We start from the raw sequence: 14,651 nt of genomic DNA, 5'->3' as shown, positions 1-14,651 counted from the left end.
AAGGCTCATACGGTGTATAAATTGTAGTGGTCGCCGGCTGATGTGCAATTCTATCGGCACACCTGCCTGGTTAATTACAGCGCCTGGATCCTGGCCAGTTGGTGCTCCAGCTTTTCCAGCGCGGCGATCTCGTCAGCCAGCTTGTCGCGCTCCTTCTGTACCACGGCGTCGGGTGCCTTATCAACAAACTTCGGATTGTTCAGCTTGCCTTCGATACGGGTAATATTCTCCTTCAGTTTGCCGATCTCCTTGTGCAGGCGACCCAGTTCGGCCGCCTTGTCGATCAGGCCGGCCATCGGGATCAGCAGTTTCATGCCACCCACCAGGGCCATGGCCGATTCCGGGGCCTCTTCGTCACTGCCCAGCAGGGTGGCCGATTCGAGCCGCGCCAGGAAGTCCAGGTAGTGGCGGTTGCGCGTCAGGCGCGCCTGATCCTCCGCGCCGGCATTCTGCAGCAGCACCGGCAGCGGCTTGCTGGGGGCGATGTTCATCTCGCCCTTGATCTTGCGGATGCCGAGGATGAACTGCATCACCCACTCCATCTCCGCTACCGCCGCCGGGTCTGTCAGGGCATCGTCGCGCACCGGGTACGGCTGGGTCATGATCGTCTCACCGCTACGGCCCGCCAGTGGGGCGACCCGCTGCCAGATCTCCTCGGTGATGTAGGGCATGATCGGATGGGCCAGGCGTAACAGGGTTTCCAACACGGTGACCAGGGTGCGACGGGTGCCGCGTCGGGCGGCCTTGCTGCTACCGTCACCGGTCAGCACTGGTTTGGAGAGCTCCAGATACCAGTCGCAGTATTCGTTCCAGGTGAACTCGTAGATCGCCTTGGCGGCGTGATCAAAACGGTAGCCATCGGTCGCCTCGATGACCGTGCCGATGGTGGAGTCCAGGCGGGCGAGGATCCAGCGGTCCGCCATGCTCAGCTCCAGCTCGCCCCCGGACTGGCCGCAGTCCTGCCCCTCGGTGTTCATCAGCACATAGCGGGCGGCGTTCCACAGCTTGTTGCAGAAGTTGCGGTAACCCTCGATACGGCCCATGTCGAACTTGATATCGCGGCCGGTGGTGGCCTGGGAGGCGAAGGTGAAGCGCAGGGCGTCGGTGCCGAAGCTGGGGATTCCGTCGGGGAACTCCTTGCGCGTGGCCTGTTCGATCTTCCTCGCCAGCTGTGGCTGCATCATGCCGCTGGTGCGCTTGCCGACCAGGGACTCCAGGTCGATGCCGTCGATCAGGTCGATCGGGTCCAGCACGTTACCCTTGGACTTGGACATCTTGTCGCCGTGGCTGTCGCGTACCAGGCCGTGCACGTAGACCTCCTTGAACGGCACATCACCCATGAACTTGATGCCCATCATGATCATGCGGGCGACCCAGAAGAAGATGATGTCGAAGCCGGTCACCAGCACGCTGGTGGGGTAGAAGGTCTGGACCCGCTCGGTCTGCTCCGGCCAGCCCAGGGTGGAGAAGGGCCACAGGGCGGAGCTGAACCAGGTGTCCAGCACATCCTCGTCCTGGGTCAGGGGGTACTCCTCCGCCAACTGGTGCTTGGCGCGCACCTCGGCCTCGGAGCGGCCGACGTAGACATTGCCCTCGTCATCGTACCAGGCGGGGATGCGGTGACCCCACCAGATCTGGCGGCTGATACACCAGTCCTCGATGTTGCGCATCCACTCGAAATAGGTGTTCTTCCAGTTGTCCGGCACAAAGCGGATGCTGCCGTTCTCCACCGCCTCGATGGCCGGCTTGGCCAGCGGCGCCACCTTGACGTACCACTGGTCGGTCAAAAACGGTTCGATCACCGCGCCGGAGCGGTCGCCGCGCGGCACCATCAGCTTGTGGTCGTCAATCTTCTCCAGCAGTCCCTGGGACTCCAGATCGGCTACGATCTTCTTGCGGGCTTCGTAGCGATCTAACCCTTGGTAATCTTTAGGTATAACTGTGACAGTTGCAGGACCTACTTTTTCCTCATCCGCAAGCTGTGAGCCACCCTCGTCTATTGCTTTGTGACCAAAGGTAAAGTCGTCTAAGGGGTTGTCCTTAATTGCCGCGTCAGGCGTGAATATATTTATCAGGCCGCCGTGGAGCTGCTCGGCAATCGCCTTCTCGTCCCGGTGCCTCAGCCACACCTGGTAGTCGTTGAAGTCGTGGGCCGGGGTGATCTTGACGCAGCCGGTACCGAACTCCGGGTCGACATAGTCGTCGGCGATGATGGGGATGCGCCGGCCGGTCAGGGGCAGCTCCACGAACTCGCCCAGCAGGTGCTTGTAGCGCTCGTCACCCGGATGCACCGCCACCGCGCAGTCGCCCAGCATGGTCTCGGGGCGGGTGGTGGCCACCACCAGGTGACCCTGGCCGTTACTCAGCGGGTAGCGCATGTGCCAGAGGAAGCCGTTCTCCTCCTCCGACAGCACCTCCAGGTCGGAGACCGCGGTGTGCAGCTTCGGGTCCCAGTTGACCAGCCGCTTGCCGCGATAGATCAATCCCTCCTCGAACAGCCGAACGAACACCTCCTTGACCGCATCCGAGAGGCCCTCGTCCATGGTGAAGCGCTCGTTCTCCCAATCCAGCGAGGCGCCCATGCGCCGCAGCTGGTTGGTGATGGTGCCGCCGGACTGGGCCTTCCACTCCCACACCTTCTCCAGGAACCGCTCGCGACCATAGTCGTGCCGCGTCTTCCCCTCAGCATTGATCAGCCGCTCCACCACCATCTGGGTGGCGATACCGGCATGGTCGGACCCGGCCTGCCACAAGGTCTTGTCACCCTTCATGCGGTGATAACGGGTCAGGGCGTCCATGATGGTGTCCTGGAAGGCGTGACCCATGTGCAGGCTGCCGGTGACATTGGGCGGTGGGATCATGATGCAGTAGGGTTGCTGGCTGTCGGCGGCAGCGGAAGGGGCGAAATAACCGCGCTCCTCCCAGGTCTGATACCAACGCTTTTCCAGGCTGTGGGGGTCGTAGGTCTTTTCCATGGATCGTCAGGCTGTCTTGGTTCGGGTTAATCGTCGGGGATAAAGCGGGGCATTATAACGCAAGCGAAGCGGTTGAATTGCATATTTATCCCCCCGTTCCGGGAGAATTATTCTTGCTCCGTAACTATTCACACGATCTGTGAGTGATTGGCCTGCCTTGCCGGCCTCACACGATGGCTTGTCTCCTCGAATCCGGCCCCATTTTCAGCGCCTGCCCAAACTCGCTTCGCTCAAACAAGGGCAGGCTTGAATCTGAAAAAGGGACCGGATTCGAGGCGCCATCAAGATCGGCCAACAAGGCAGGCCAATCACCCCGTGAGTAGTTAACTTTCTTCTTGCTGACAATCTTGGGCTGGGCGGTGTGCTGGCCGCGAATGAATGCGACTAAACGCGAATAGTGGATTTTCGAGGCGTAGGGTGGACCCCCGGGGCAATCCCCCGGCCCAACCGGGACTTGTCAGGTTTGACCTATGCGCGGGTCGAGCGCCTCCGGCTGGCAGATGGCAAATGGACTCTCGCCAAGACGCCAGGAACGTCAAGGAAAACTGACCTCATTGCTTACATTTTAAGTTTCGGAGTTCGGTCCCAGACGCCGGGCGGACCACCCCCTTGCCGGGACACGCTGTGAATACATCCCTGTACGCTCGGCGTCGGCATGGCATCCTCGGCTCCGTAAACGGTACATCCCTGTACCACTCCTCCTGCCTCCGACGATCCCGGCAAGGGGGTAGCCCGCCCTGGACGACGCCTTGAGAACTCCGAAACTTGAGTTACATCCCGATACGTGCAGTCTTTGCGCTCTTGGCGTTCTTGGCGAGAGAAAATGTCTTCTCTCCGTACTCACGAATTCCGCGGAAGAGCCCCAAATAATGAAGATTAATCGGTATTTGGGTTTATTCGCGTTCATTCCATCCTTAGGTCCGTAAACGGTACATCCCTGTACCACTCCTCGCGGCTGATTTTCATAAGGCAGCGCCGTAAGAATATCGGTTAAGATTGGGCGGACCGAAAGAAAAAGAGTCGTAGTGCGGTCAATAGCCATAAGAAACGTTAATGACCCAGGGGAGTAAGATGAACCGCAAACGGATAGTGACACTGATCGTGCTGGCGCTGGCGATCAGCCTGTTTTTTATTTTTGATCTGGGGCAGTACCTCAGTCTCGATTATCTGAAATCGCAGCAGGCGGCGCTGCAGGACTACCGCCAGGCCCATCCTTTACAGACCGCAGCGGTCATGTTCGTGATCTATGTGCTGGTGACGGCGCTCTCCCTGCCGGGCGCCACGGTGATGACCCTGGGGGTGGGGGCCATCTTCGGGTTGTTCTGGGGCACCGTGTTGGTCTCCTTCGCCTCCACCCTGGGCGCCACCCTGGCTTTCCTAATCTCGCGCTTCCTGTTGCGTGACCTGGTGCAGAACCGCTTCGGCGACAAGTTGAAGGCGATCAACGCGGGCATCGAGAAGGACGGGGCCTTCTATCTGTTCGGACTGCGCCTGGTGCCGCTGTTCCCCTTTTTCGTCATCAACCTGGCGATGGGGCTCACCACCCTTAAGACCCTCACCTTCGCCTGGGTCAGCCAGCTGGGCATGCTGCTGGGGACCCTGGTCTATGTCAATGCCGGCACCCAGTTGGGCCAGCTCGAGTCGCTCTCCGGCATTTTGTCACCGGGCCTGATCTCCTCTTTTGTCTTGCTGGGGCTGTTTCCCCTCATCGCCCACAAGACGCTCGACGCCCTCAAGGCGCGCAAGGCGCTCAAGGCCTACCCGAAACCCGCCCGGTTTGACCGCAACCTGGTGGTCATCGGCGCCGGCTCCGGCGGCCTGGTGTCGGCCTATATCGCGGCGGCGGTCAAGGCCAAGGTGACCCTGATCGAAAAGCACAAGATGGGTGGCGATTGCCTGAATACCGGCTGTGTCCCCTCCAAGGCGCTGATCCGCTCGGCCCGTTTTCTGGCACAGACGCGACGCGCGGCGGAGTTCGGGTTCAAATCGGCCAGCGCGGAGTTCGATTTTTCGCAGATCATGGAGCGGGTGCGGCGGGTGATCGAAACGGTGGAGCCCCATGACTCGGTGGAGCGCTACAGCGGATTGGGTGTGGAGGTGATCGAGGGGGAGGCGATGATCCGCTCCCCTTATGAGGTCGAGGTGAACGGACAGACCCTGACCACGCGGAATATTATCGTCGCCACCGGGGCACGCCCGTTTGTGCCACCGATCCCCGGTCTGGAGCGGATCGATTATCTCACCTCGGATAACCTCTGGGAGTTGCGTGAACTGCCTGGCCGGTTGCTGGTGCTGGGGGGCGGTCCGATCGGCTGTGAACTGGCCCAGTGCTTTGCCCGTTTTGGTTCCCGAGTGACCATTGTGGAGATGGCGCCGCGGCTGTTGATCCGTGAGGATGAAGATGTGGCGGCGCGGGTGACGGCACAATTCCAGGCGGAAGGGATCGATGTCCTGGCAGGCCATACCGCCAAATCGTTTGAAATCGTGGATGGCCAGGGGGTCCTGACGGCCGAGTACCGGGGCGAGGCCGTCCCGGTCCCCTTCGACCGGGTGCTGGTGGCGGTGGGCCGACTGGCCAATACCGGCGGCTTCGGCCTGGAGGAGCTGGGGGTGCGCATCAGCGAACGCCGCACGGTGGAGGCCAACGAGTTCCTGCAAACCAATTTCCCCAACATCTATGTCTGCGGTGATGTGACCGGGCCCTATCAGTTCACCCATGTTGCGGCCCATCAGGCGTGGTATGCCGCGGTCAATGCCCTGTTCGGCCTGTTTCGCAAGTTCAAGGTGGATTACTCGGTGATCCCCTTTGCCACCTTTACCGATCCGGAAGTGGCGCGGGTGGGGCTGAATGAGCTGGAAGCGAAAGAGCAGGGGGTCGCTTATGAGGTGACCACCTACGGCCTGGATGACCTGGACCGGGCCATCGCCGACGGCGAGGCGCACGGTTTCGTCAAGGTGCTGACCGTGCCGGGCAAGGACCAGATCCTGGGCGCCACTATTGCTGGTGAACATGCCGGCGACCTGATCGCCGAGTTTGTCACCGCCATGCGCTACCGCCTGGGACTGAACAAGATCCTCGGCACCATCCACATCTATCCCACCTGGACCGAGGCCAACAAGTACGCCGCGGGCAACTGGAAGCGGGCCCATGCCCCGGAGCGGGTGCTGCGTTGGGTCGAACGATTCCACGCCTGGCGGCGCGGAGAGTGAGTGGGGGCAAAGCCGCTACCGGCCATCCCTGGACGTACCTACTCGGGGGGTGATTGGCCTGCCTTGTTGGCCGATCTTGATGGCGCCTCGAATCCGGCCCCTTTTTCAGATTAAAGCCTGCCCTTGTTTGAGCGAAGCGAGTTTGGGCAGGCGCTGAAAAGGGGGCCGGATTCGGGGAAACAAGCCATCGTGCGAGGCCGGCAAGGCAGGCCAATCACTTACAGACCGCGTGAGTAGTTACCCCTGGACAAAACAAAGGGTTGGCAGTTTCCTGTCAACCCTTTGTTTTCTCACGTATTTGGTACTCCCTAGGGGACTCGAACCCCTGTTGCCGCCGTGAGAGGGCGGAGTCCTAGGCCACTAGACGAAGGGAGCAGTGCACTCGGGCGTGGCGTATTATACCCACAGTTTGTTTTGGCTCAAGTCGTAATGACCATTTTTTTTAGTTGCGTGATTCTGTACACTCTGGGCGCCGCAATCTTTTTGAAGTGCATAAGGAATAATTAACATAGCTACCCTGCAAATCATTCCCCGCCCCGAACACAATATCTCCAGGGCGAATATCAGCGACCATGCCACCAAGGTGCTCTATCGCCTGAAGGCGGCCGGGTTTCAATCCTACCTGGTGGGCGGTGGCGTGCGTGATCTGCTGTTGGGCCGTGAGCCCAAGGATTTCGACGTCGCCACCGATGCCACGCCGGAACAGGTCAAGGAGGTGTTTCGTAACTGCCGCCTGATCGGGCGCCGGTTCCGCCTGGCCCATGTTCACTTCGGCCGGGAGATCATCGAGGTCGCCACCTTCCGCAGCATGCAGGATGCCGCCGAACCGGGAGACCGGGAGACCGAAAACGGGATGCTGGTGCGGGACAACATCTACGGCACCATCGAAGAGGACGCCGTGCGGCGTGATTTCACCATCAATGCCCTCTATTACAATATAGAAGACTTCTCGGTGGTGGATTATGCCGGTGGCATGGAGGATTTGCGCGCGGGTGTGCTGCGGCTGCTGGGTGACCCCGAGACCCGTTACCGCGAGGATCCGGTGCGCATGCTGCGGGCCGTGCGGTTTGCCGCCAAGCTCGGTTTCATCATCAATCCGGCCTGTGAAAAGCCCCTGCTTGAACTGGGATCCCTGCTCCAGAGTGTGCCGGCGGCACGCCTGTTTGAGGAGGTACTGAAGCTGTTCATGGCGGGCGTTGCGCTGCACAGCTTTGAAAAGCTGCGCCACTACGGCCTGTTTGGTGAACTGTTCCCGGAGACCGAGGAGTGCCTGGCGCATGAAGACCATGAATTCCCCATCACCTTTGTCACCCGGGGGATGCAGAATACCGACAGCCGGATCCGCGAGGGCAAGCCGGTAACCCCCGCCTTCCTGTTTGCGGTGCTGCTGTGGGAACCGGTGCGGCGGCTGGCGGAACACCTCCAGGAGGCCGGCGAAGCACCCCTGCCGGCGATCCAGGAGGCGGGCAATGATGTCCTCATGACCCAACTGGAGCGGGTGTCGATACCCAAACGGTTCAGTATCCCGATGCGGGAAATCTGGAATCTTCAGCACCGCTTCGAACAACGCGCGGGCAAGCGCCCCCATCGCCTGCTGACCCATCCCCGTTTTCGCGCCGCCTACGATTTTCTCCTGCTGCGCGCGGAAGCGGGCGAGGTCGATCAGGAGCTGGCAGACTGGTGGACCGGTTTCCAGGAGCAGGATGGCGAGGAGCGCAACCAGATGGTCCGCCAGGCGAACGGCGGTGGTGAGAAACCCCAGCGGCGCCGGCGCCGGCGCAGACGCCCCTCCAAGCCGGCCGGCCAGGGCTAGCCCCGGGACTATCCAGAGCTACGTACGATGCAGGCACATGCAGACAAGCCCGTGGTCACGGCCTATATCGGGCTGGGCAGTAACCTGGCGGAGCCGGTGGTGCAGATCCGCAACGCCTGCGCCGCACTGAAGCGGCTGCCGGAAAGCGTGCTGCGGCAATGCTCCAGCCTCTATCTCAGTCCCCCCCTGGGGCCGGCAGATCAGCCTGACTATATCAATGCCGTGGCGGCCCTCGATACCACGCTCGCACCCCATGATCTGCTGGCCGAACTGCAGCGCATCGAGCGGGCTCAGGGGCGTACCCGCGGGGTGCGCTGGGGTGCCCGTACACTGGATCTGGATCTGCTGGTTTATGGTGATCGGATCATTAGCGACGAGGCGCTGAGCGTGCCCCATCCCGGTTTGCCTGAACGGGCGTTCGTACTCTATCCACTGCAGGAGATCGCGCCTGAGCTGGAGTTACCGGGGCTGGGCCCGCTGGCGATACTGGTGGCCAATTGCCCGAAGGATGGTCTGAAACGTTATGCCTGACACAGTCGCCACACCGCCTGGCTACATCGTGGTGGAGGGACCCATCGGCGTCGGCAAGACCAGCCTGGTGAAGCGTCTGGCGCAGAGCTTTGCCGCCGAAACCCTGCTGGAAGCGGTGGAGGAGAACCCGTTTCTGGAGCGTTTCTACAATGATGGCAGGGAGGCCGCCTTTCCGACCCAGCTGTTTTTCCTGTTTCAACGCAGCCGGCAACTGACCGGGCTGCGTCAGCAGGATCTGTTCCGGCGCGCCCTGGTGGCGGACTATATGCTGGAAAAAGACCGGCTGTTTGCCGGGATCAACCTGGATGCGCAGGAACTGGACCTGTATGAACAGGTTTACGAGCGACTCTCGATGGAGGCGCCCGCGCCGGATCTGGTGGTCTATCTCCAGGCGCCGGTCGAGGTGCTGCTGGCGCGGATTCAGAAGCGCGGCCGCCCCCAGGAGCGGCGCATGGAGGCCGCTTATCTGAAGCGGCTGAGCGACGCCTATACCGATTTCTTCTACCATTATGATAAGTCCCCCTTGCTGATTATTAATGCGGCCGAGATCAATCCCATCGAGCGGGAGCGCGATTATCAGTTGCTGCTGCAACAGATCTGCAGCGTGCGCAGCGGTAAACATTATTTCAATCCGGCACCACTCTTGTTGTAATATTGCGCCGCACAATGCGGGTTATCCGATTCCTGGGAGTCTGTCGGGCATTCCCGCAGTAGATTGGCGTTAAGTCCGACAGACTCCTGGAAACAGTGGAAAGAGAGAAAACGGGGTAAAACAATCATGTCCCATGTGACAACCGCAACACTGATACAGATGAAACAACAGCATGAAAAGATTGCTGTTTTGACCAGTTATGATGCCAGTTTCACCAGCCTGATCGAAGACGCGGGCGTGGAGGTGATCCTGGTCGGTGATTCGCTCGGGATGGTGATTCAGGGGCAGGAGAGCACGCTGCCGGTGGATGTGGAAGAGATGGTCTATCATACCCAGTGCGTAGCCCGCGGCCGCCGCAAGGCGCTGTTGATCGCCGATATGCCGTTCATGAGCTACAGCTCGGCCGAGCAGGCATTGGGGACCGCCGGGCGGCTGATGAAGGATGGCGGCGCCCACATGGTCAAGCTGGAAGGCGGTGCCACTCAACTGGAGACGGTGCGGCAGTTGACCGCCAATGGTATTCCGGTCTGCGCCCATCTGGGCCTGCTGCCGCAGTCGGTGCATAAACTGGGCGGTTACCGGGTGCAGGGACGGGACGACGAGTCCGCGCGCATCATGAAAGAGGACGCCCTGGCGCTGGAGGCGGCCGGTGCCCAGATGCTGGTGCTGGAGTGTATTCCCAGCGGGCTGGCGCGGGAGATCAGTGAGGCGCTGGTGATCCCGGTGATCGGCATTGGTGCCGGTCCGGACTGCGATGGTCAGGTGCTGGTGCTGTATGACATGCTCGGTATTACGCCGCGTCAGGCGCCCCGTTTCGTGAAAAATTTCCTGCAGGATGCGCACTCGATTGCCGAGGCGATCGGTGGTTATGTCAAGGCGGTCAAGGACGGTAGCTTCCCCGGTGAGGAGCACAGCTTTAAATGATTACCGTTGAAACGGTTGCCGATCTCCGCCACACCATCTCCCGTTGGCGGGCGGCCGGCGAACGGGTGGCGTTGGTGCCCACCATGGGCAACCTGCATGAAGGTCATCTGGATCTGGTAAGGAAGGCGCGCTCGCTGGCGGACCGGGTGGTGGTCTCCATCTTCGTCAATCCGCTGCAGTTTGGCGAGGGTGAGGATTTCGCCGCCTATCCGCGTACCTTGATCGATGACTCCGACAAGCTCAGTGCGGTGGCGACGGACCTGCTGTTCACCCCGCCGGTGGACGAGGTGTACAAGCGGCCCCGGTCGGAGCAGACCCGGATCGAGGTGCCCGACTTGTCCGGGCTGTTCTGCGGTGCTTCGCGTCCGGGACACTTTGTCGGCGTCGCCACCGTGGTCTGCAAGCTGTTCAACATGGTCCAGCCCGACCTGGCACTGTTCGGTGAAAAGGATTATCAGCAGCTGCTGGTGATCCGCCGGATGGTCGAGGATCTGGTGATCCCGGTGACCATCCATGGCCTGCCGACGGTGCGCGAGGTGGACGGCCTGGCACGCAGCTCCCGAAACGGTTATCTGAGCGACACGGAGCGCAGTATTGCCCCCGCGCTCTACCGGCAACTGCAACAGACCGTGGCCGGCATCAAACAGGGCAAGCTCGATTTTGCCGCGCTGGAGCGCCAGGCGCTGAGCCGGTTGGAGGCGGAAGGCTTCAAGCCCGACTACTATGCCATTCGCCGCGCCACCGACCTGGCCGAACCCGGGCCCGGTGACAAATCCCTGGTGATCCTGGCGGCCGCCCACCTGGGCAAGGCGCGGCTGATCGACAACATCCAGTTGACCCTTGACTAGGAGCTTGTCGGGTTTGACCGACCGTAGCGAGGGAAAGCCGATTTGTTCCGCACATCCCTGTGCTTCACCCCTTCGGGTTTGCACTTCAATCGCTCCCGGCGATTGAATGAGCCAGATTTTTTGATCTTTCGAGGCGAGCAGTGGTGCAGGGATGCACCGTTTACGGACCTAAGGATGGAATAGTGGACCTATTTAACGGGAAAGATCGGAAAATATGGCCAAATTCGGCTTTTCCGCAGTAGGTCAGTGTTAAATCCGACAGGCTCCTAGACGTTCTGCCCGATCACCTCACTCACCCCGCTGCCGTTTTTTAGACACCCTCGGTCCGGACAGGTAGACTTCACCCCTGTTTGTGTGAGCGGAATTAAAGGAGCCGGTTTATCATGTGGCGTCTGTTGTTGCCAATGCTATTGCTGTTGTCGAGCCTTTCCCCTGCGGTCCTGGGTCAGGAAAACGGCCCGGTTCAGGGCGACACGGAAACCAGGACGGAGCCACCGCCAGAGACCCTCATCTCCCCACGCGCCACCATGGAGACCTTTCTCCATGCCATGAACGATATCAAGCGGGGAGAGCCGCAGCGCATCGACGATGCGGTCACCACCCTCGACCTGTCCGCCATCAGTCCGCTGGTTCGTCGTGAGCGAGGCCGCGACCTCGCCTGGATGCTGCTGGAGGTGATGGACCGGACCCGGTTGGTCGACACCCGCAAGATCCCGGCCGCCCGTACCGGTGACCCCTACCTGTTTGCCCGCTACGAAAACGGTAGCATCCGCATTGGCCGCATGGAAGACGGACGCTGGCTGTTCGCACGTGAGGGTATCCAACGGCTGCCGCTGATACTGGATGAACTGTCGCAGGCGAAGCGGATCAACGGGACCGATACCGAGTATCTGCCCTGGAATCTGCGCCTGCGGCAGCAGATCCCCGAGCGTTTCAAGCAGAAGGATTTTCTGCTGGAAAACTGGCAGTGGCTCGGGATCTTCATCATCATCCTGCTGGGTGTGGTCGCCGATAAACTGCTCTCCCTGGTGTTGCGAAGCCTGGTGCGCCATTGGAAGAGGCGCAGCGGCAGCAGTGAGTTCAGGGCGCTGTCGGATCAGGTGCTGCGCCCGCTCGGCCTGATGCTGATGGCGGTCATCTGGTGGATCGGTATCACTCTGCTCGGATTGGGTGAGGAGTCCCTGCTGGTGCTGCTGCTGGCGGTCAAGTTTCTCGCCAGCCTGTCGGGTGTCTGGGCCGCCTACCGGCTGGTCGATATCGTCGCGATCTATCTGCTGCGCCGGGCGTCCCTCACCGAAAGCAAACTGGACGACGCCCTGGTCCCGCTGATTCCGCGCAGCCTGAAGATCTTTGTCACGGTGATCGGCTTCGTGTTCATTGCCGACAACGTCAATGTGGATGTATCGAGCCTGCTGGCCGGCCTGGGACTGGGCGGTCTGGCCTTTGCACTGGCGGCCAAAGACATGGTGCAGAACCTGTTCGGTTCCGTCACCGTGCTGATGGACCGCACCTTCAGCGTGGGGGACTGGATTATCATCGGTGGGGTGGAGGGATCGGTGGAGCGCATCGGTTTCAGGAGTACCCGGATCCGCACCTTCTACAACTCGCTGGTGACGGTGCCCAATTCAAAATTCATCACCGCCGATGTCGACAATATGGGGGAACGGCGCTATCGCCGCCTCTCCTGCAAACTCTCGCTTACCTACGATACGCCGCCGGACCGGATCGAGGCCTTCTGTGAAGGGGTGCGTGAGCTGATTCGCCAGCACCCCTATATGCGCAAGGACTACTACCAGGTCTATCTTAACGAGTTCGCCGCCTCGTCGCTGAATGTGCTGCTCTATGTGTTCTGGGAGACCCCGGAATGGAACACTGAGTTGCGCGAACGCCATCGCTTTATGTTGGATATCCTGCGCCTGGCGAAACGGCTGGGTGTCGAGTTCGCGTTTCCCACCCAGACACTGTATATGCGTTCGGAAGAGACCGCGCCCCAAACCGGGCAGCCGCTGGCGCAGACCTGCGCCTTCGACCTGGGCCGCCAGGAGGCGGTTGCCGTGGTTGCCGAGTCCACCGGGATCGGTGTCAAGCCGCCGCCAGTCACATTTCCGCCGGTCTGACTCCCAGCTGCATCGGTTCGCGGATTTACCCCAGGCCACCCATGCAGAGGTACTTCACCTCGATGAACTCCTCCATGCCGTAGTGCGAGCCCTCGCGGCCGATGCCGGACTCCTTGACGCCGCCGAACGGCGCCACCGCGGTGGAGATGATACCCTCGTTGATACCGATCATGCCGCTCTCCAGGGCCTCCGCCACCCGCCAGACGCGGCCGATGTCGCGGGCATAGAAGTAGGCGGCCAGTCCGAACGGCGTGTCGTTGGCCAGTTCGATCGCCTCCTGCTCGGTTTTGAATCTGAACAGCGGGGCGACCGGTCCAAAGGTCTCTTCGCTGGCGATGCGCATGTTGCGGGTGATGTCGGCCAGGATGGTCGGCTGATAGAAGGTACCGCCAAGGGCATGGGGTTGTCCGCCGGTAATCAGTCTGGCGCCCTTGGCCATGGCGTCGTCCACATGCCGCTGCACCTTGTCCACCGCCGCCTGATTGATCAGCGGGCCCTGCTGGGTATCGCTGGTCAGTGCCGGTCCAACCTGCAGTGCCTCGACCGCCTTGGCCAGCTTTTCCGCGAACTCATCATAGATGCTGTCCTGGATCAGGAAGCGATTGGTACAGACGCAGGTCTGGCCGCTATTGCGGTATTTGGAGGCCAGCGCACCGGCCACGGCGGCATCGATATCAGCGTCATCGAATACCAGGAAGGGCGCGTTGCCGCCCAATTCGAGTGATACCTTTTTAACCGTACCGGCACACTGGGCCATGAGCAGCTTGCCGACCGCGGTGGAGCCGGTGAACGAGAGCTTGCGTACCAGAGGGTTTCCGGTCAGCTCGGCGCCCACGGCTGCCGCATCATCGGTGGGCAGGACGTTGAACACCCCCGGCGGTATCCCGGCCTCGTCGGCCAGTGCCGCCAATGCCAGGGCGGAGAGCGGCGTGTCCGGTGCCGGTTTGATCACCACCGTGCAGCCGGCCGCCATGGCCGGGGCGCATTTGCGGGTGATCATGGCGTTGGGGAAATTCCACGGGGTGATCGCGGCCACCACGCCGATCGGCTGTTTGATCACCACGAAGCGCCGGTCGGCGGCGGGGGCGGGGATCACATCACCATAGACCCGTTTGGCCTCTTCGGCAAACCACTCGATAAAACTGGCTCCATAGGCGATCTCGCCGCGACTTTCCGCCAGCGGCTTGCCCTGTTCCAGACTCAGCAGTTGGGCCAGTGCCTCCTGATTCTCCATGATCAGTTCGAACCAGCGCCGCAGCAGGTTGCTGCGCTCCTGGGCGGCGCGCTGGCGCCAGCCGCGGAAGGCATGTTCCGCCAGCTCGATGGCGCGCCGGGTCTCGTCCCCGCCGAGCGCGGGTACCCGGGTGATTTCACTGTTGTCCGCGGGATTGGTTACGGCAAAGGTGCGCCCGTTGTCGGCCGCCACCCATTCGCCGTTGATATAGGCTTGATTCTTCAGAAGATTGGAGCTTGTCATCTGCTATTACCGCCCTGATTCCGTTGTGATAGTGGGTTCAACTTAAATTTACCTGATTACCCATCCAACTTAACAGTACTCAGGAAAAATAGGCGCCGCGAATG

Annotated in this window: 9 protein-coding genes and 1 tRNA gene; 7 read left to right on the top strand and 3 right to left on the bottom strand. The window is 61.2% G+C overall.

What is annotated here, in order from left to right; all coding sequences use genetic code 11:
* Positions 1-74: 74 nt before the first annotated feature.
* Positions 75-2,975, bottom strand: a complete 2,901-nt coding sequence (locus O9K64_RS19375; protein ID WP_275099750.1) for a valine--tRNA ligase — start codon at positions 2,973-2,975, stop codon at positions 75-77.
* Positions 2,976-4,046: 1,071 nt separating this feature from the next.
* Between O9K64_RS19375 and O9K64_RS19370 the strand changes: the two genes are divergently transcribed.
* Positions 4,047-6,185 carry an FAD-dependent oxidoreductase gene (locus O9K64_RS19370; protein ID WP_275099767.1) on the top strand — a complete coding sequence of 713 codons (2,139 nt, stop codon included), beginning with the start codon at positions 4,047-4,049 and terminating at the stop codon, positions 6,183-6,185.
* Positions 6,186-6,484: 299 nt separating this feature from the next.
* Here the strand turns inward: O9K64_RS19370 and O9K64_RS19365 are convergent.
* Positions 6,485-6,560, bottom strand: a tRNA-Glu gene (locus tag O9K64_RS19365).
* A gap of 124 nt (positions 6,561-6,684) precedes the next feature.
* Here O9K64_RS19365 and pcnB point away from each other — a divergent pair.
* The 6 genes from pcnB to O9K64_RS19335 all read left to right on the top strand — a co-directional run bounded on the left by pcnB (position 6,685) and on the right by O9K64_RS19335 (position 13,070).
* Positions 6,685-7,998 (top strand): polynucleotide adenylyltransferase PcnB, encoded by a 1,314-nt coding sequence (pcnB, locus tag O9K64_RS19360; protein ID WP_420493184.1) that lies wholly within the window; start codon positions 6,685-6,687, stop codon positions 7,996-7,998.
* Positions 7,999-8,025: 27 nt separating this feature from the next.
* The gene (gene folK / locus O9K64_RS19355) at positions 8,026-8,529 is read left to right on the top strand and encodes a 2-amino-4-hydroxy-6-hydroxymethyldihydropteridine diphosphokinase (protein WP_305793202.1); all 504 of its coding nucleotides are present in this window, start codon (positions 8,026-8,028) and stop codon (positions 8,527-8,529) included.
* Positions 8,522-9,181, top strand: a complete 660-nt coding sequence (locus tag O9K64_RS19350) for a deoxynucleoside kinase (RefSeq protein ID WP_275099749.1) — start codon at positions 8,522-8,524, stop codon at positions 9,179-9,181. Before folK ends, O9K64_RS19350 begins: the two co-directional genes overlap by 8 nt.
* 126 nt (positions 9,182-9,307) lie before the next feature.
* Positions 9,308-10,105, top strand: a complete 798-nt coding sequence (panB, locus tag O9K64_RS19345) for a 3-methyl-2-oxobutanoate hydroxymethyltransferase (protein ID WP_275099748.1) — start codon at positions 9,308-9,310, stop codon at positions 10,103-10,105.
* Complete coding sequence (panC, locus tag O9K64_RS19340; RefSeq protein ID WP_275099747.1) at positions 10,102-10,953, top strand: pantoate--beta-alanine ligase; 852 nt, start codon at positions 10,102-10,104, stop codon at positions 10,951-10,953. Before panB ends, panC begins: the two co-directional genes overlap by 4 nt.
* A 383-nt stretch (positions 10,954-11,336) precedes the next feature.
* Entirely contained in the window at positions 11,337-13,070 is a 1,734-nt protein-coding gene (locus O9K64_RS19335; protein ID WP_275099746.1) for a mechanosensitive ion channel family protein, read from the top strand.
* 25 nt (positions 13,071-13,095) lie between these two features.
* Here the strand turns inward: O9K64_RS19335 and O9K64_RS19330 are convergent, their stop codons facing one another.
* Positions 13,096-14,547 (bottom strand): NAD-dependent succinate-semialdehyde dehydrogenase, encoded by a 1,452-nt coding sequence (locus O9K64_RS19330; protein ID WP_275099745.1) that lies wholly within the window; start codon positions 14,545-14,547, stop codon positions 13,096-13,098.
* Positions 14,548-14,651 lie beyond the last annotated feature (104 nt).

It is taken from the genome of Sedimenticola hydrogenitrophicus (assembly GCF_029017505.1).
GTDB classification, from domain to species: Bacteria; Pseudomonadota; Gammaproteobacteria; order Chromatiales; family Chromatiaceae; genus Sedimenticola; species Sedimenticola hydrogenitrophicus_A.
Note: the sequence above shows the minus strand (reverse complement) of the source record. Positions and strands in the feature narration are given on the sequence as shown.